The following is an 18,327-nucleotide window of genomic DNA, read 5'->3' as shown; positions in this document are numbered from 1 at the left end:
AGTGAGCTCCCTGCTGGACGGACTGGATCCGGAACAGGCTAGAGCTGCGTCGGCCCCGCGCGGGCCGGTCAGCATCATCGCCGGCGCCGGCACCGGTAAGACCCGCACCATCACCCACCGCATCGCCCACCTCGTGGACGGCGGGTTCGTCAACCCCGACCATGTGCTTGCCGTCACCTTCACCGCCCGCGCCGCCGCGGAACTGCGCGAGCGCCTGGCTCTGATGAATATCCCGAAGGTGCAGGCCAAGACCTTCCACGCTGCGGCGATGCGGCAGTTGAAGTACTTCTGGCCGGCCTACGCGGGCGACCTGCCGTGGACGCTGCTGGACAACAAGTTCCGCATTGTCTCCCGCGCCGCCCGGGCAGTAGGAGTGGAAACCAGCACCGCGATGCTGGCGGACCTGATCGGGGAGATCGAGTGGGCGAAGTCCTCCCTGATCAGCGCGGAAGACTACCCCCATTATGTCGAGCCCCGCCGCCGCGACTGCCCGGTGGATCCCCAGACATTCGTCAAGGTCTTTCAGGGGTACGAGAGCATGAAGACCACGCCAGAGGGCATGCTGTTGGACTTCGACGACCTACTCCTGCACATGGCGGCCGCCATCGAATCCAACACGGGCATCGCCGACGAGTTTCGCTCCCGCTACCGCACCTTCGTCGTTGACGAGTACCAGGACGTTACACCCCTGCAGCAGCGCGTGCTGGACGCCTGGGTGGGCGATCGGGACGACCTGACCGTGGTGGGGGACGCCAACCAGACGATCTACAGCTTCAACGGCGCCACCCCGGAGTATCTGCTGGACTTCACCACCAAATACCCGGAATCCACTACCGTGCGCCTGTACCGCGATTATCGCTCCACCCCGCAGGTCGTGGACCTGGCCAACAACGTCATTGGCAAGGCGAAGGGGCGAGTGGCGGGCACCCGCCTGAAGCTGGAGGGCCAGCGCCCTGCGGGCCCCCTTCCGCAGTTCCACGAATACCCGGACGAACCCGCCGAGGCGGTGGCGGTGGTCAAGGAAATCCAGGCGCTCATCAGCAAGGGTGTGGAACCGGCGAACATCGCGATCCTGTACCGCATCAATTCGCAGTCGGCGAACTACGAATACGAGCTGGAACAGGCCGGAATCGGTTACCAGGTTAAGGGCGGCGAGGGCTTTTTCAAGCGCACCGAGATCCGGGAGGGCATGAATGCCATCATCGCCGCGGCGAAGAAGTACGACCCAGCCCCGGAGGACGTGCCCGATGCAGTCCGCGCCGCACTCGTTCCCGTCGGCCTGACTAGCGCCGAGCCTTCCGGTTCGCAGGAACGCGCCCGTTGGCAGTCCCTGCAGGCTTTGTTCGACCTGGTTAAGGAGATCACCTCCAGCGCCGCTGAACCCTTGAGCATGCCGGGCGTAGTTGCGCTGCTGAAGGAACGCATGAGCGCTAAAAACCCGCCGAAGTTCCAAGGGGTCACCCTCGCCAGCATCCACGCCGCCAAGGGCCTGGAATGGGACGCGGTTTTCCTTGTCGGCCTTAACGAAGGCACCCTGCCGATCCGCCATGCGCTCAAGGGCGCAGGCTCGGAGGAGGCCATCGAAGAGGAGCGGCGCCTGTTCTATGTCGGAATCACCCGCGCCCGCGAGCACCTGCACCTCAGCTGGTCGCTCGCGCGCCAGGAGGGATCGAAGGCAAACCGCCACCGCACCCGCTTCCTCGACGGGCTGGTCCCGCAGGAGGAAGCAGCCGCCGCCCAGCGCCACTCCGGCAGCGGGAACTCCCGCGAGCGGCTCGGCGCACCGAAGAACGCCTGCGCCGTCTGCGGTGCTCGCCTCGGCAGCCCGGAGCTGAAGATCCTCGGCCGCTGTGGTCAGCACGCCCCCGAAACCGACCACCTGTTGCTCGCTGAGCTGCGCGATTGGCGCACCGCCCAGGCGAAGGACAAGGCGGTGCCGGCGTATGTCATTTTTACGGACGCCACGTTGCGCGCCATCGCCGAGAAGCTGCCCACCACGTCTGACCAGTTGCTGGCTGTGCCGGGCATAGGCCCGGTGAAGGTCCAGGAGTTCGGCGAGGACGTGCTGGCTATCGTCAGCAACTATGCCTAACTAGACCCGCACCGCCCGGCAAGAGAGGCAGTTGTCGCCGAAGGGCACTTGGTAGGTCTGCACGGCGCCGGTAGCGAAATCCACCAGCCGCCGTTGCCTCAGAACCTCGGGGATTTCCGGCTCCTCGGGTAGGGTTTCCTGATTCAGCCGCGCTATCCTGCGTGTTCTGATGAACTCCGTGTGAGCCCGCCACCAGGGCAGCACATGCTCATCCAGCATCATCGCCAGCTGGGTGGAGGCCGCCTGGATGAGGTGCCTCTCCGTACTTCCCGGCCTTCCTGTGGCCTGCAGTCGAACTCCGCGCCAGCCGTCATCAATCTTCCCGTAGTAGCTATCCATGCAGGCAAGACATGGAGTAACGCCCGGCACCACCAGCGGCCCCAAAACTGTTTTCCCGTCCACGATGCCGGCGGGGTAGTGGGCCACGCGGTTGACCATCAGTGCGTGCTGCACGTCCGGTGTGGGGAACACCGCTCCGGGTAGGGCGATTAGCGAACGCCGGGCTTCGCTGGGCGTGGAGGTGACGCGGAAGCTTAACCCCAGCGCCTCCAGCACGGGTTCCAGCCGTTCGCTGGCCACGCCAGAGGCCAGGACGTGAAAATCCACATCCCTCTGAGAAGGCTGCAGTATCCGGGCCTGTAGCATCTCGGAGAGCATAAGCCGCGCATCGTCTGTTTCCAGTCCGCAAAAGCCCAGCTTCTGTTGCAGTTCGTCGAAGGTGATTCCCCCGCGGGCCAGGGCAAAAACGTGGGCTACCTGGCCGGGGTTCACGTTCTTTGGTAGCGGCAGAATCATCGATTCGTGTGGCAGCACTCCGAACTGCAGGCCGATCGTCGGCCTGGCCAGGATGGCTGTGCTCGCCGGCAAGTTAAGCTCTAGCATGAATGCATTCCCCCTAAAACCCTGTCCGCTAAATCCAGTCCCTTGAATCCCGGTGCGGCAGCCTGCGCTCCCCATGCGCGCTGTTTAGTCGCCTCTCACACTAGCAGCACAACAACGTCTTCGCTGGTGGAAAGGATGTTCCCATGGCCCCCTCTTTCCGCTCGCACGCGATCGATCCACAGCGGTTGGCCTATGAGGTGCAGGAGGAGCTTGCGGCCCGGCTGAGTCCCGAGGTGACGGCAGCGACGGTACCGCCCGTCACAATCCGCCTGTCCACTCGGCGCAAGAAGACCGTTGCAGTGCGAGAAGAAGGCGAAGGCTTCTTGGTCATGTCGCCCGCGGCCATCGGAGAGGCTGAGCTGCGCAGAATCAGCGTAGAGCTGGTGGGCAAGGCGCTGAAGAGTCGGCGTCAAACATTGGGCAACAGGGAGTTAGCAGAGCGGGCGGTGCAGCTCAACGACAAGTATCTCGGTGGTCGGGCGACAGTCGGGGAGATCAAGTTCGTCACGAATATGAACACGCGCTGGGGTAGCTGCTCGGTGCAGTCCAAGCGCATCCGGATCGCCCACCAGCTGCAGGAGGTGCCCGGGTACGTGCTGGATGCGGTGATTATCCACGAGCTGATCCACACGTTCGTGCCGAACCACGGGCCGGAGTTTCGCAAGTGGGAGGCGCGCACCCCGCAGCTGGAGAAGGCGCAGGGCTACCTGGAGGCCTTCAAGCGTTGGGGGATGCGCGACTAGCTCTTGTCGCTGTCCTCGCCGTCTTCTTTGCCGTCTTCCTCGCCGCGCTTCTCGTTGAGCTCTCGCTCCAGCTTCTCGATTTCGCTGATGGGGTTGAAGTCCTCCATCTCGTCCTCGTCGAAAGCCACGCTGCTGATGAAGGCCGCCGGGTTGTCCAGGTCGGAGGCTACGGGAAGGAAGTCGGGGTGGTCCCAGACACCGTCGCGCTTAGTGACGCCCACCGCATCCTCCAGCTTGCGCCACAGCTCGGCTGCCTCGTTTGCCTTCGGGGCAGTGAAGCTAATTCCTACGGCCTTGGTCAGCGCATCCATGGCGGGGTAGCCGTTGTTGCGGAACTCGGACCAGGCGACACCGATCATGGCGGCGCCGGGGATGCGGGAGTTCAGGGCGGAACCAACGACATAGTCCACCCAACCCTCAATCAGTGACAGGCTGGTCTCTAGGCGCTCGCGGGCGTGAGCGTTGGCAGAGACGACCTGGGGGGAGAGGTCTTGGCCCTGCATCCGCTCCATCATCTCCTGCATCTTCGCCGGATCATTCATGGATTCCGGGGTGATCTCCCGGGTGGCTTCCTCGATGGCGGAGTAGTCCAAAGACAGACCGGCAGCAAACTCCTCAACGTCTAGGATGAGACGCTCCACCAGCCACGGGACGTGCTTGAAAAGGCGCAGGTGCGCGGCCTCGCGGGCGGCTAGATAGATAAGCGCCTCGCGGGGCTCGCAGCCCAGCTTCTTGGCCATGGCATCCAGGTGCTCGGTTGCTATGGCGGCGGTATCGCCCTCGGCCAACGGCACACCCCACTGGGTGGAAAGCACTACGTCCGTGGCCATCTCGCCCAGGGTGTTGCCAAGTTGTGCACCAAAGTTCATAGCGTTGATCTGCTTCATCATTCCAGCTAGCGGGCCGAGCTGGCTGCGCATCTCCTCAGGCACGCCGCCGAGGGCAGCGTCGCCGAGCTTATCGGCCAGAGGAGTGACCACGCGCTTCCACGTTTCGAAGGTTTCGTCCAACCACTGCGCTGGGCCAAAGGCCACGGACCCGGAGGCGCCGGCGGGCAGATCAGTGGCCTCATCTAGCCAGAGTTCCGCCAGGCGGACCGAATCGGCCACGGCCTGCGAGTCGTTGTGGCTAGGGCGAGTGTCTTTATTTGTGGCGGCGATACGCTGGCGCGCGGTGCGCTTGGCTAGCCCGTAGTTGACCGGCCCTTGCCCTTCGGCACTGTTCATGTCTGTGCCGAAACCGGAGAGCATGGAACCGAATTGGTTCAGGATATCGCCCAGGTTGCCGGCCCCCATGTGACCGGCGCCGCCGTTCATTCCGCCCGCGCCGCCGCCCATCGGGCCGCCGAAGAAGAAGCCGAACGGGTTGTTTTCATTCCCGTTGTTGCCGTTTTTGTCGCGGTCACCGTCGCGATCCCTGTCGCGATCCCGGTCACGGTCGTCATCGGAATCATGCGGGCCGTGGAAGCCAAAACCGAATTTACTCATGTACCCCACCGTACCGACTGTTGCAGGGTGAAAACGACCTTGAAAGGCCGTCGGGAAGCCTTTTTGCGTGTGCTGAGAGCGAACAGGGTTCGGCCTGCGCGGGGTGGGCGAACCTGGCAGGCGAAGCATGTAGAGTTAGGCAGGTGAAATTCTGGAACAGGCGAAATCGCACCATCGTCGTGGGTGCTGTGCCCGTCGTGGCAGTCTTTTCCCTCCTCGGCCTGCCGTCGATCCCCGGCACCGGTATCGACCTGACCGTCCCGTATGCAGCTGAGGGCAACGGGCCGACGTTTAACACGTTGGGTGAGGTTGAAAGCCGCCAGGTCGTGGACATCAGCGGTGCGAAAACTTACCCGACCAGTGGCAACCTCAACATGACCACCGTGTCCGTCCGCACGAACATGACCTTGCCACAGGCGTTGAAGCGTTGGATCTCTACAGACGACACCCTGGTTCCGATCGAGCATGTCTTCCCCTCCGGCAAGTCTTCGGAAGAGGTGCAGCGCCAGAATGCTGCCGCCTTCGCCAATTCGGAGTCCAACGCCACCATTTCGGCGATGAACCACCTGAACAAGCCCCTGGAGACGATGGCGCTGGAGATCTCTGAGGATTCCCCGGCGCAGGGCAAGATCGAGGTCAACGACATCATCACCAAGGTCGATGGGGAAAAAATTACACTGCCCAGCGAACTGTCCGACAAGATTAAGGGCTACAAGCCGGGCGACGAGGTCACCGTCACCGTCAAGCGTCAGGAAAAGGACAAGGACATCAAGGTCAAGCTCGCCGAGCTGCCGAAGGAGGTTCGCGGCGACCATCCGAAGGACACTGCCTTCCTCGGCGTGACGGCCGTCGCCCAGCCCGGCGGCAACATCAAGGTCGAGTACAACCTCACCGACATCGGTGGCCCTTCCGCCGGACTGATGTTCTCTATGGCGGTCGTCGACAAGCTGACGCCCGAGGAACTTACAGGTGGGAAGTTCGTCGCCGGTACCGGAACTATTGACGCCGCAGGCAAGGTCGGCCCGATTGGTGGCATCACTCACAAGATCGCTGCCGCTAAGGAAGCCGGCGCGGAGGTGTTCTTAGTGCCAGCACAGAACTGTGCCGAGGCTGTCCACGAGCTGCCGGAGGGGATCACCCTGCTGAAGGTCGATACCCTCGACGATGCAATTAAGGATCTCAAGGACTACAACGACGGCAAGCAGGCCGATACCTGCAAGTAGCGTTTACAGGTAGCTCCTATTCGTCGGCCTCGAAGGTGGCGCGTAGGGTGTGAATCACGCCGGGGGCGATATCGTCTCCGCCGAGCAACTGCACCTTGTCCTGGCCGAAGGGATCTTCCGCAAGCTCCTCCTCGCTGGGGCGTAGTTGGATGAGGGAACGCTCGGGGCCGGAGAAGTCGGCGTCACAAAGAAGTCCGCTAAACAAACGAGCCTGGCGCGGGGCAGGGTCCGCACCGGGCGCGGCGTTGGAGAAGGTGATCTCCTGGGCGAGGATCGCGCCGACGACGGGAGCTGGCCAGCGGATGGTCGCCAGGAACTGGCCGAGCTCCTCGCTGCCGGGGCGGATGTGCTCCGGGATGTCCTCCTGTACCACCAGGGCCAATGGGTTGGCCGGGGCATCGTCGTCAAAGGCCTGGGGCGCGGCATCGGCGATTAACGAGGCCGGGACCAGAGCGAACAAGGTGGCCGGTTGGTCCCAGCCCTCGGCCTGCACGAAGTCCACTGCCTCGCGCAGCGCGGCGTTGAGCACGCGCTCGTCCTGCAGATCGACGTTCGGGGAGGAATCGGGAGAGGTCATTCGTGATGCCTTTCTTTCGTTGGGGGATGGGTTGGGGTTTGTTATGAGGCTTTAAGAATTGTACGTATCCTGGTAGAAACATCGCGATCAGCGATACCCACAGGTGCGATTAGCAGGAGAGTAATTAAGCCTTGAGCACGCCCACGCCACCGTCTTCGGGCCGCCCGAAGCCGCAGTTCCCGTCCGCCCCAGGGTCGAGCAGGCGCTCGAAAATTCTGGGGATCCTAGTGGCGATCATCGCCATCGCGATCTTCATTGTGCCGGTGGTGGTGAGCACTTACACCGACTTCGCCTGGTTCCGCAGTGTGGATTACCAGGGCGTGTTTATGAATGTGATCGTCACCCGGCTGGTGCTCTTTGTGGTCTTCGGACTAATCGGAGCACTGATTTCCTGGCTGGCAGCATTTCTGGCGTACCGCGCGCGGCCGGACGAGATCGAATCCCTGGGCACATCTTCACCTCTGGCCGAGTACCGGCCTCTGATCCGCCGTAACATGCGCCCCTTCCTGGTGGGCATTCCGCTGTTCGTTGGTGTGATCACCGGCATGATCGTGCAGTCCAACTGGCGTTCGGTACTGCTGTTCCTGAACGGATCGAATTTTGGGGTGCACGATCCGCAGTTCGATAAGGACCTGGGCTTTTACGCCTTTAATCTGCCTTTCCTGCAGATGCTTGTCTCTACCTTCAGCGTGTTGCTGATCCTGGCCTTTGTGATCAACGGCATTGGCCACTACCTGCTGGGGTCCATCACGACAGGTAACCCGCGGGTGGGGGAGAAGGCCTCTATTTCCACGAATGCCCGCAGGCAGCTGGCCGTTATTGCAGGCGTGTGGATGCTACTGAAGGCGGTCGGTTACTGGTTCGACCGCTATGGCCTGCTTACCCGGTCGCACGAAACCTTTACGGGTGCCTCCTATACGGACATCAACGCTGTCCTGCCTGCGCAGATTGTGCTGTTGGTGATTTCGATCTTCGTGGCGGCCATGTTCTTCATCACGATCGTTCTGCGAGACCTGCGTATCCCGGCGCTGGCAGTGGCGCTGATGGTCGGTTCGTCGCTGACCGTCGGGCTGGCGTGGCCCGCGATGCTGGAGCAGTTCTCCGTCAACCCGAACCGTGCGGAGAAGGAACGCGAGTACATCGCCCGCAACATCGAGGCAACCCGCTACGCCTACGGCATTGGTGACGACAAGGTCACCTACGACCGCGACTGGGGTGCTGCTGGGGATGCGGCTTCGAAGGAGCAGAAGAAGGCCGTTGCAGACGACTCCGCGACTCTCTCCAATGTGCGACTGCTGGACCCGGAAGTACTGACCCCGACGTTTACGCAGCAACAGCAGCTGCGAAACTTCTACGGCTTCCCGGACGAGTTGGCGATCGACCGCTACGAGGTGGACGGCAAGATGCGCGACTTCGTGGTTGCCGCCCGTGAGCTGAACCCGAACACCCTTGACGGCAACCAGAACGACTGGATCAACCGCCACACGGTCTACACCCACGGCAATGGTTTTGTGGCAGCACCTTCCCGCAAGGTTGACGAGGTAGCCCGCGACGTCGGCTCTGCCCGCGGTGGCTACCCGGTCTACACGGTCGCGGATCTGCAGTCGATGCAGTCCGGTAAGCAGGGCGGCGAGCTGAAGCTGGATGTTAAGCAGCCGCGCATTTACTTCGGCCCTGTTATTGCTTCGTCGAATCAGAACAACTCTGACTATGCGATCGTCGGTAATACCGAAGGCGAGCCGCTGGAGTACGATACCGACGCATCCAACTACACCTACACCGGTACCGGCGGTGTTGATGTTTCTAACTACTTCAACCGCCTGATGTTCTCTGCCCACTTCGAGTCGATGAACATGCTGCTGACGGACCGCATTGGTGAGGGCTCGAAGATCCTTTACGAGCGCGACCCCCGCGAGCGTGTGCACAAGGTAGCTCCGTGGCTGACCACGGACTCCAAGACCTACCCGATCGTCATTGACGGCCGGGTGAAGTGGGTCGTTGACGGTTACACGACGTTGAATAACCTGCCCTACTCCGAGCGGATTGGGCTTACTGATTCTACTGCGGACGCCCTTAATCCCGACGGCGTTAGTGAAACCCAGGTCGTCGACAATGAGGTTGGCTACATTCGCAATTCCGTGAAGGCCGTGGTCGATGCCTACGACGGTAGCGTGGATCTGTACGCCTACGATGAGGCGGACCCGGTGCTGAAGGCCTGGCGGGGTGCGTTCCCGGACGTGGTTAAGCCGCGCTCCGAGATCAGTAAGGAGCTGGAGAATCACCTTCGCTACCCAGAGGATATGTTCAAGGTGCAGCGCGAGCTCATTGCCAAGTATCACGTCTCTGACCCAGGGGTGTTCTTCCAGAACGACTCGTTCTGGTCTGTGCCGACGGATCCGACCGCACCGCAGGATCGGCAGGACAATGCGCAGCCGCCGTACTACGTAGTGGCGGCGGATCCGAAGACGAATAAACCTTCCTTCCAGCTGATCACCCCATTCCGCGGCTTGCGCCGTGAGTTCCTGGCTGCACACATGTCGGTGAGCTCCGATCCGGATAACTACGGCAAGATCAGTGTGCGGGTGCTGCCGACGGGCACGCAGACGCTGGGTCCGAACCAGGCGCAGGACACGATGATGTCTTCCGATGAGATTGCCCGCGAGCGCACCCTGTTGAAGGGTACGAACGACCTGACGAACGGCAACCTGCTGACGTTGCCGGTGGGCGACGGGCAGATCCTGTACGTCGAGCCGGTGTACTCGCAGCGCAGTGGCCAGGATTCGGCCTTCCCGAAGCTGTTGCGCGTGCTGGTGAGCTACAACGGCCAGGTGGGTTACGCCCCGACCATCGCCGAGGCTCTGAGCCAGGTGGGTATCAATACGTCCTCCACGACCGACATCCGCGAGATTGACGGTTCAGTGGTTGACCCGACCAAGGATAAGAACAAGAAGAACTCCAAGGCCGGGGACAAGGGTTCAGACGGCCAGGATGACAAGGGCGACAAGGGCGACCAGGGCTCGGACGCGAAGGCTACGGCGGGGAAGTCTGACGGTGGCGGCACCGATGCCTCTCCGGAGCAGCGGGTGCGTGATGCGATGGACAAGGTGAACAAGACCCGCGAGTCTGGCACCTTCGAGGAGTTCGGTAAGGCTCTGGATGAGCTGGATAAGGCAGTCCAGGATCTGCAGTCTGAGCGTTAAGCTCTTGTGAAATCGTCTGTGAACAGGCGATTTCACTTTATCCGACCTCTGCGTTACAGTAGGGGAGTCGCTGACGCGATGGCGTACAGCACTCGTCGCGGGGTGGAGCAGCTCGGTAGCTCGCTGGGCTCATAACCCAGAGGTCGTAGGTTCGAATCCTGCCCCCGCTACAAATTGATCCCCTCGTTGGTTTAGATACCGGCGAGGGGATTTTCTCGTTGAGAAGGCCTAGTCCAAGTCGAATAGGGGTTAAAGGACAAAAAGTGTGTCTTTCCCGGGTGTGTCGTGGTTATTTGCCCCAGTGGATGCCGAGGTTGTGTTGGTAGCTGGTGTCGATGGCGGTGTCGTATTCTGCTGGTGCACCGATGTCATTGGTAGTGGCTGTGGTGTTGTGGGTGATCAGGTCTGTTGCTGTGGAAAGTGCGTCTTGACCCCATCGTTGGTCCCTGGCGATCTTGACCGGATCGTCAGGGACTTCTGTATGTAGATACAGCCACCAATCCATCACTGTGCGTTGATGCGGTAGTGATAGTCCGCGGTGTCTGCGGGCTAGTTCTTTTATGGGGGCGTTGATGCCACCTTCGAGGCTGTTTGTTGTTGCTGCAAGGTTGTCGGGGTCGATGGTTGTTGGTGGGGGTTGCAGGTAGGTAAACAGCAGGTCTCTGCGGTGCAGAGATAGCAATGATTGATAGGCCGCTCGGACGCGTTGGTGGGTGTAGACCTTGGTGTAGGCGCCGGTAGCAGGGTCGCGGATGGTGGTTTTCTCGTTCATCCACACCCGGTAGGTGTGGCTGAATTCGTGCAGGTGTGTGACCCATTCGGCTGCGTGGTCAAGGTCTGTGATGCCAGTGAGTTTCAGGGCTAGACGGTAGATGGTTTTGCCTGCGTCAGTACGGGGATTGCTGGTGGTATGGCGACGGACTGTTCGTTGGGCGTGGACGAGGCAGCGTTGGATGCGTGTTGTCGGCCAGCAGTGGTGGATGGCTGATTGGGCGCCTTGTCCGCCGTCTGTCACTGCGACAAGTGGTGCGGCAATGGGGCGTAGTAGTTCGGTGTAGGCGGCGGTGGTTTCTTGTCTGGCCCAGGTCCAGTTGATGACGTGGGTTTTGCTGGCAGCGATAAGGAGGCAGCCGGACTTTAGGTAGGTTGCGTCCAGGAAGATCTGGTCGTAGATACGGAAAGTATCGATGGTGGGTGTGGGGATGATCCACCAGCACCAGTGGAAGCGGCGTTGCAGTGTTTTTGCTGAGACGTTTTGTGTAACTGCAATCTGTGTCAGTGGTTGGGTGCCGGTGACCCATTGGATGAACCAGGTCATGGTAGCGGCGTTTTTGTTGTGTGTTTGGGTGCTGCGGGTAAAGGAGTGTCCGCATTTGGTGCAGCGCCAGCGGGTTGTTCCTTTGCTGGTGGTGCCGTTTCTCTTCATTTGCCCAGTACATACGGGGCATCGTGGTCTGTTAGGTGTCACCGGCAAAGCTAACCAACATCCGGCTACCACACTGGGACGCCGTTCCGGTGGATTGAAGGAAAAACGCGCCCGAATAAGGTCTGGAACCTTATTCAAGCCCGCTTTACATAGTCTGATCAGCAGATATGCTGGAAACCAGACACATTTTTGTCACTTAACCCGCGGTAATTTTCACTGAATCAGCGTATTGCAAAAATGGAGCCATCTTCGGTGAAAACTACGAGCCATTAATATTGTATGGTAGAACTCTCATTTCAGTCGTGACGGCCGCCTTTGGCGCCAAGGATGATTGCAACAAAACGAAGATAAACGCTTATCACAACCGTGAAAGCTTAATTGTTGCCATGCCGATGGCGATAGCGATAGTCGCAATAATAAATGATGCTTTAATTGAATCTGATAAAAATAGCCCGATAACTGCTGGTCCTACGACTTGTCCTAGGCTATACCAAGTCGTTAATCGGGCAGCCCCGCCATTTATTCCATAGGCGACGCCTATTGAGATTGTAAGCATTGTAATCCCCATGAAGGTAGCGCCGAAAATTATTGCGGCAACCATTAGTAAGAAAACTGAATTTCCAAAAATAGCTGCAATCGCTCCACCAACTTGAAGTGTATAACAGCTAAGTAGCGTATGGCGCCGACCGTAACGCTTTGCCAATGCTGACCAGAGGTAGGGTGAGGGAATTGCTGCGATGCCAGCCACGGCCCATGTGATGGCGGCTGCTGATGAGCCGAAAACAGGGTTAGCTAGTATAACGAGATAGGTTCCGATAATAATGTACCCAAAGCCTTGAAAGAAATAGCCTGTATCTAATAATCGGAAAGCTCGCTTAAACTCCGAAGTAGATCGATCCGCGGAACTGTCCGGAATCTTTCGATTTCTAGGGGGCGCTTCAGTGCTAATGGGCCAGGTCCAAGCTACGATGCTAAATAGGGTACTAATTAGGGCGGCAGCTCCCCATAAGTGTGCCCATGCCAAGGTTTGGCCTAGTAGACATACTGCTATTCCAGAAACAGTGATGCCTAATCCAACACCACCATAAACAAAACCAACCAGAGAAGGGGAGTGTAAATTCTGGCTGGCAAACTGTGTAATACACACGAAGATGAATGCAGACGCTATTCCAGCCAAAAATCGAATGAAACTATGTATTCCTGGGTTATCTGTCAATGCCATTGTGGCAAGCAGTAATGTCGAGCAAATTAGCGATCCACGATAAACGGGCGCCGTTTTGGGAACCCAGTCTTTAGAAAGGGCTAATGATCCGAAAAGATAACCAAGATAGTTTGCTACTGCAATCCAAGACGAGATGGAGCTTGACCAGTTTAGAGCGGCCGCCATGAGGGGAAGTAGTGGAGTATAGAAGAACCTGCCGATTCCCATTGCTACTGCAAGTCCAAGTGTGCCTTGAATGCTTGAAAATGGTGCTCGCTTATATCTGGATTCTGCCATTTATGAAGTTCCTTGTAGCTATCCCTCTTCGGTTCGTTGAGTCACTTTATTTCCCTCTACTGCTGTGGGCAACCCGGGATCTGTACCAGGATGAAGGATCATTTCGGTAGTATCTCGGTTGCGTCCCTTAATTCGGTGTATCTGTAGCCCGCGGTAAACCTCGAGTCAGTGCGCATTGGGCGATCATTGCGTGTAACTATCGAATCAACTCCTACCTACTCTTGAAAGAAACGCACTTTCGGTGGCCGTGAAATTTCCTTAGGGCAATCCAACTATCTATTCCCAAGGCTTACTGCCCCAAATTTTCCCAGATTTGCCGCGTCAAATGCCCGGAGATTTCATTAATCAGATTATCTCTACTTAGGCTGACAGCGTCTGCGGCGGCAAGTGCGCCACCGTATAGCCAGAAAGGACTAAAACCCGTCATGGACACTGCCGCGGCCAACTTGACACCAGAGTCGGGTTTGTGACGTAGCCATCTCTAAGCTGCGTACGGAGCCGGGCCCGCTGGCGATTACGGCAGCGCCGTCAGCAGTGTGGCCCAGATCTGGTCGAATACCCCGCTGTTGGACTCAATCGGAAGATTCGACGATGCACGAATAACGTGGGAATCTTCCCGGATCGTGCTGCTTTCATTCGCCTTGTTGGCGCGGAACGGGCTGAACAACATGATGGGTGGATACAGCAAAACGTTACATTTCGCTGACTAGTCTGGCCCAGACCAAACAGGTCATCGCAGCCAACGCTGTCGACGGCATTGCTACTGGCAGCAGGGAAATCGCCACATGATCACCACCTGCTGTTCGCGAGTTGACCCATGACACACAGTCCAAAGATAGCCACAGATACGATAGCCAGATACGCCATTAGGGCTTGACCTATTTCAAGAGCGAGCGTACATAAGCGTACATAGATGAGATGCAAGATTTGGAGGTTATTCGATGAAGCTTGTGGACAAATTCGGTAGGGTAGCGACTGATTTGCGTATCTCTCTGACAGATCGGTGTAATCTCCGATGTACTTATTGTATGCCTGCTGACGGTATGGATTGGTTCCCTACATCGAACCTACTCTCTGATTCCGAGGTCGTACGGTTGGTGAAAATCGGGGTTCGAGACCTAGGCGTAACAAAGGTACGGTTTACTGGTGGTGAGCCGCTTCTACGCAAGAACCTTGAGGGGGTTATTGCTGAGATTTCAGAATTGGAACCTCAACCAGTTCTGGCCTTGACGACTAACGCAACTGCACTTACGCATCGCGCCGAGAAGCTGCGAGAAGCTGGGCTTAGCAGAGTCAATATTTCTTTGGACACCGTGAATCGCTCCCGATTCGCTGCGCTGACTCGGAGGGATCGCCTACTCGATGTGCTGCGGGGAATTGAAGCGGCGATTTCCACGGGCATGACAGTAAAAATCAATGCTGTTTTGCATCATGAGGATGATCCGGCAGCGCTTTTGTCTTATGCTTTGCGTGTTGGCGCGTCGCTGCGTTTCATCGAGAACATGCCAATTGGCACGGAGAAATGGGATCCATCAGTTGTAGTGACCAGTGCTGCCGTGAAAGAGAGGTTGACCGATGCTGGTTTTGAGTTGGGGCTTGCGCGCGAGCGAGGATCAGCACCAGCTGAGGTTTTCCCGGTGAGGGGAAAAGGTCTCCCAGATGGAGATGTGGGCTTCATTTCGTCGGTGTCTGAGCCTTTTTGTGGTGCGTGTTCGCGTACCCGCATCACTGCTGATGGAAAGGTTCGCTCGTGCCTTTTCTCGACAAGGGAAACAGATTTGATGGAGCTAATGCGCGGTGGCGCTACTGATAGTGAGATAGCTGCTGTGTGGCGTCAGGCGATGTGGGGGAAACCTCGTGAGCACGGTATCGAGCAAGTCGGGTTTGCGACGCCGTCGCGGACGATGTCAGCCATCGGTGGGTAGGTATCGAAGTGATCTGTCCGAGTGGTGTGCTTTTGGCAACGGTACGGCACGTTGGTAAGGGTACCGAGACTGCCGTATCGAAAACGAAAAGCTATTTTACTCTTAAAAGAGAGATTTGAGGTGAAAATTAACGTGAAGGTGGAATTCTTTGCGGCCGCCGCTAGTGCGGCGGGGTGTTCGGAACGTGATATTCAGGTTGACGGTAGAGTCGTTCTTTCAACCGTGTTGAACACACTGCGACAGGAAAACTCTGAGCTCGCACGGGTTTTGGAACATTCCACGTTCCTTGTTGATGGTGTGCGGGCTCGGCGGGATTCGTTGGTGGGGCCTCAATCAGAGCTCCATGTTTTGCCTCCATTTGCGGGAGGATAGGAGAGTGCCATACGCATTTATTTCGGTACAGCCTCTTGATGCCCAAGCATTGGAAGAGTTAGCTGAGGATGAGCGCTGTGGTGCAACTGTCGTATTTCGCGGCGTGGTACGAAACCACGATGGAGGACAACTCGTAGCTGGTATTCAGTATTCAGCGCATCCTTTCGCCGAAGATGCTTTGGCGGACATCGCCGAGGGCGTTGCGAAGCGAGACCAAGTTCACCAGGTTGTAGTGGCTCATCGAGTAGGTGATTTGGAGGTTGGGGATGATGCTTTCATTGCAATTGTCTCTGCAGAGCATCGGGCTGAGGCGTTCTCGGCCTGTTTAGATATCGTTGAAGAGATCAAAACGCGCGTCCCGATTTGGAAACTCCAGCAGTTTTCTAACGGCTCTACGAGTTGGAGTGGTCTTCCGTGAAAGGCCTTAGTGAGAAGGCATTAGCACTCCATAATCCCGTTAGATCGCTATCTCCCCGTGAGCGAGAGCGGCATCAACGCACAATCTCAGTTATTGGGGAAGAAGGCCAGGCGAGACTACTTGCTGCCCGGGTGCTTGTCGTGGGCGCTGGTGGCCTTGCCAGCCCAGTACTGAGCTACTTGGCTGGCATGGGGGTTGGGCACATTGGGCTGTGCGACGCTGATGTCGTCGAGACCGGTAACCTACCACGCCAAATAATCCATAATGAGGCGGCACTGGGAATGCCAAAGACTTCCTCAGCGCGTAGGAGCATTGAAGCACTTAACTCGGATGTCGATGTGGCGGAATACGGTTGGGCTATGCCAAATTTGCTGGACCAAGTTGCGGGAAGCTACGACATTGTCCTCGATTGTTCTGACACTTTCGAATCGAAATACACCGTGGCCGATTGGTGTGCGGGGTCTGGGCATCCTCTGGTATGGGCGGTGGTCGCAGCGACTACTTGGCAGGTCTCAACATTCTGGTCAACTAGTCCGAATAAACCGACGACTCTTAGAGACCTACATGCTGCTCCGCCTCCACCTGGTGCTGTTCCGACCCCTGCCGCGATGGGGGTCGTCGGACCTGCTGTTGGAGTGTGTGGTTCCCTGATGGCCGGAGAAGCGATGAAGCTATTGACAGGTTGTGGGAGTCCACTCATTGGCCGTGTCGCAGTCGGCGACGTTAAGTTTTCAGATTTTAAGGTGTGGCGATTTTTATGATGACTCCTGAAGAGTACTCAAACCGCTTGCAACGCTTAGTTAGGGTTACTCCAGTTGAGGAGGTGTCGGTCGGCGAAGCAGTGGGGCAGTGCTTAGCGGAAGCCGTGCGAGCTGAGGTTCCGGTGCCGCCCTTCGACAACTCATCAATGGACGGCTATGCAGTGGCTTACCGCGATATTGCGGTTCTCGCTGAGAGCTCGACAGGGTCGGTAACCTTACCAGTTTCAGGTGATATTCCGGCAGGGGCAGTACCTCGAGCGCTGCGTGGAGGAACCGCGATGAGAATCATGACAGGCTCGGTTCTGCCCTCCGGAGCGGATACTGTCGTTCCTGTAGAGCTCACGGATCAACCCCCGGGTGCTGGACCTGCACCACGGGAGGTGACAATTACCGGACACGTAGAGCAGGGAGCGAGTATCCGTTTTAGAGGGCATGACATAGAACGAGGAAAGATGGTCGCTTCCGCCGGCGAGCGAGTCACTCCGTCACTTCTTGCGGGAGTTCTCGCGGCTGGTGTTGCCAGGGTGTTGGTTCATAGGCGCCCGCGCGTAGCGGTGATTGTTACTGGAGACGAACTAACGGAGGCCGGTGAATCGTTACATCTAGGGCATATTCCCGATTCCAACGGCCCGATGCTGGCATCGTTGGTAAGACAGGCGGGAGCGGACATTGTTCAGCAGTCTCGCAGCGTAGACCGGGAAGATGAGTTCCTTTCGCTACTTTACAAGGCTGCTTCGTGCGCCGATTTAATTCTCACCACAGGCGGTGTGTCTGCAGGAGCCTTCGAAGTGGTGAAGCAGGCTATGTCAATAGAGACCAAGGATGCTGATTCGCCTCGAATGAGCTTTGTAAAGGTTGCTATTCAACCTGGAAAACCGCAGGGGTACGGTACCGCAGATGGGACACCGATTATCGGGCTTCCGGGAAATCCTGTCAGTGCGTTTACGAGTTTCCATGTTTTTGTTCGGCCGTTTCTCTCCGCGTTGTCGGGAGGTCCGGGCATGCTTTCAACCCAGCCTGTAGAAGTCGGTACGGGCTGGGTGTCGCATCAGGGAAAAGCACAGGTTATGCCTGTATGTCTGGTACCGAAGGCGGTGCCATCTCATGCATTGGGCTCGGCATCGCACGCCATAGCTAGCCTTCATCGGGCCGACGCCTTGGCGCTGATTCCGCTAGAAGTTACGCAAGTGAAACCGGGCATGATTGTGGACGCGATAATCTTGGAGGGAAAATGAGGTTCACGCACCTGACTTCGGCGGGAGAGGCACACATGGTCAATGTGGCCGCTAAGCAGCCGACTATCCGAACCGCAACAGCTACCGGAATAGTAGATGTATCACCGGAAGTCCTCGCAGCGATTCGAAGTGGGGAAGTTCCCAAGGGGGATGTACTTGCTGTGGCAAGGATCGCCGGAATTCAGGCAATTAAGAAAACTCCGGATTTGCTTCCCCTTGCTCATGTCATAAGTGTGCAAGGGGCACAAGTTGAAATTGACGTTACCGAAAGTGAGATACTCATTTCGGTCGAGGTGACTACCGCCGACCGGACAGGCGTTGAAATGGAAGCATTGGTGGGCGTGAGTGCGGTTGCGTTAGCCATCGTGGATATGGTGAAAAGCGTAGACCGTACGGTGACAATTAGGGAAGCAAAGATAGTTAGGAAGACTGGCGGCCGTTCGGGTACTTGGGTTCGCGAGGATTAGCCGCCCCGCACGGAAGATGAA

At 58.1% G+C, this 18,327-nt stretch carries 15 protein-coding genes, 1 tRNA gene and 1 pseudogene; 12 read left to right on the top strand and 5 right to left on the bottom strand.

What is annotated here, in order from left to right; translation table 11 throughout:
* The first annotated feature begins 1 nt into the window (after position 1).
* Positions 2–2,092, top strand: coding sequence for an ATP-dependent DNA helicase UvrD2 (locus tag CJEIK_RS08815; RefSeq protein ID WP_005293828.1), 2,091 nt, complete (start codon positions 2–4; stop codon positions 2,090–2,092).
* On the opposite strand, the gene CJEIK_RS08810 is transcribed toward CJEIK_RS08815, so the two are convergent.
* Positions 2,093–2,974 carry a hypothetical protein gene (locus tag CJEIK_RS08810; protein WP_005293825.1) on the bottom strand — a complete coding sequence of 294 codons (882 nt, stop codon included), beginning with the start codon at positions 2,972–2,974 and terminating at the stop codon, positions 2,093–2,095.
* Between the two features lie 143 nt (positions 2,975–3,117).
* On the opposite strand from CJEIK_RS08810, the gene CJEIK_RS08805 reads away from it, so the two are divergent.
* Entirely contained in the window at positions 3,118–3,717 is a 600-nt protein-coding gene (locus CJEIK_RS08805) for a M48 metallopeptidase family protein (protein WP_005293823.1), read from the top strand.
* Here CJEIK_RS08805 and CJEIK_RS08800 read toward each other — a convergent pair.
* Positions 3,714–5,204 (bottom strand): zinc-dependent metalloprotease, encoded by a 1,491-nt coding sequence (locus CJEIK_RS08800; RefSeq protein ID WP_005293820.1) that lies wholly within the window; start codon positions 5,202–5,204, stop codon positions 3,714–3,716. The two genes, CJEIK_RS08805 and CJEIK_RS08800, sit on opposite strands and share 4 nt — an antisense overlap.
* A gap of 143 nt (positions 5,205–5,347) precedes the next feature.
* On the opposite strand from CJEIK_RS08800, the gene CJEIK_RS08795 reads away from it, so the two are divergent.
* Positions 5,348–6,427, top strand: a complete 1,080-nt coding sequence (locus CJEIK_RS08795; RefSeq protein ID WP_005293817.1) for a YlbL family protein — start codon at positions 5,348–5,350, stop codon at positions 6,425–6,427.
* A 16-nt stretch (positions 6,428–6,443) separates the two neighbouring features.
* Here the strand turns inward: CJEIK_RS08795 and CJEIK_RS08790 are convergent, their stop codons facing one another.
* Positions 6,444–7,004, bottom strand: a complete 561-nt coding sequence (locus CJEIK_RS08790; RefSeq protein WP_005293814.1) for a PPA1309 family protein — start codon at positions 7,002–7,004, stop codon at positions 6,444–6,446.
* Positions 7,005–7,135: 131 nt separating this feature from the next.
* On the opposite strand from CJEIK_RS08790, the gene CJEIK_RS08785 reads away from it, so the two are divergent.
* Both CJEIK_RS08785 and CJEIK_RS08780 read left to right on the top strand, forming a co-directional pair.
* On the top strand, positions 7,136–10,204 hold the full coding sequence (locus CJEIK_RS08785; protein ID WP_034964533.1) for a UPF0182 family protein: 3,069 nt from the start codon (positions 7,136–7,138) through the stop codon (positions 10,202–10,204).
* Between the two features lie 96 nt (positions 10,205–10,300).
* Positions 10,301–10,374 (top strand) — tRNA-Met (locus CJEIK_RS08780).
* 119 nt (positions 10,375–10,493) lie between these two features.
* On the opposite strand, the gene CJEIK_RS08775 is transcribed toward CJEIK_RS08780, so the two are convergent.
* On the bottom strand, positions 10,494–11,672 hold the full coding sequence (locus CJEIK_RS08775; protein WP_111712399.1) for an IS1249 family transposase: 1,179 nt from the start codon (positions 11,670–11,672) through the stop codon (positions 10,494–10,496).
* Between the two features lie 316 nt (positions 11,673–11,988).
* Positions 11,989–13,128: a YbfB/YjiJ family MFS transporter gene (locus CJEIK_RS08770; RefSeq protein WP_077536257.1), complete on the bottom strand. Its 1,140-nt coding sequence runs from the start codon at positions 13,126–13,128 to the stop codon at positions 11,989–11,991.
* 507 nt (positions 13,129–13,635) lie between these two features.
* Between CJEIK_RS08770 and CJEIK_RS08765 the strand changes: the two are divergent.
* The 7 genes and pseudogenes from CJEIK_RS08765 to moaC all read left to right on the top strand — a co-directional run.
* A pseudogene (locus CJEIK_RS08765) lies at positions 13,636–13,917 on the top strand (transposase); the annotation flags it as partial.
* 152 nt (positions 13,918–14,069) lie between these two features.
* Entirely contained in the window at positions 14,070–15,053 is a 984-nt protein-coding gene (gene moaA / locus CJEIK_RS08760; RefSeq protein WP_011273993.1) for a GTP 3',8-cyclase MoaA, read from the top strand.
* 21 nt (positions 15,054–15,074) lie between these two features.
* Positions 15,075–15,425 carry a MoaD/ThiS family protein gene (locus CJEIK_RS11370; RefSeq protein WP_077536255.1) on the top strand — a complete coding sequence of 117 codons (351 nt, stop codon included), beginning with the start codon at positions 15,075–15,077 and terminating at the stop codon, positions 15,423–15,425.
* Positions 15,397–15,843, top strand: a complete 447-nt coding sequence (locus CJEIK_RS08755; RefSeq protein ID WP_050760825.1) for a molybdenum cofactor biosynthesis protein MoaE — start codon at positions 15,397–15,399, stop codon at positions 15,841–15,843. The genes CJEIK_RS11370 and CJEIK_RS08755 overlap by 29 nt, the downstream gene beginning before the upstream one ends.
* Entirely contained in the window at positions 15,840–16,604 is a 765-nt protein-coding gene (locus tag CJEIK_RS08750) for a HesA/MoeB/ThiF family protein (protein ID WP_077536253.1), read from the top strand. Before CJEIK_RS08755 ends, CJEIK_RS08750 begins: the two co-directional genes overlap by 4 nt.
* On the top strand, positions 16,601–17,839 hold the full coding sequence (locus CJEIK_RS08745; RefSeq protein WP_011273990.1) for a molybdopterin molybdotransferase MoeA: 1,239 nt from the start codon (positions 16,601–16,603) through the stop codon (positions 17,837–17,839). The genes CJEIK_RS08750 and CJEIK_RS08745 overlap by 4 nt, the downstream gene beginning before the upstream one ends.
* Entirely contained in the window at positions 17,836–18,306 is a 471-nt protein-coding gene (moaC, locus tag CJEIK_RS08740; protein WP_005293787.1) for a cyclic pyranopterin monophosphate synthase MoaC, read from the top strand. Before CJEIK_RS08745 ends, moaC begins: the two co-directional genes overlap by 4 nt.
* Positions 18,307–18,327: the final 21 nt, after the last annotated feature.

The sequence above is a fragment of the Corynebacterium jeikeium genome (assembly GCF_028609885.1).
Classification (GTDB): Bacteria; Actinomycetota; Actinomycetes; order Mycobacteriales; family Mycobacteriaceae; genus Corynebacterium; species Corynebacterium jeikeium.
This window is presented reverse-complemented; position numbering and strand designations above follow the sequence as displayed.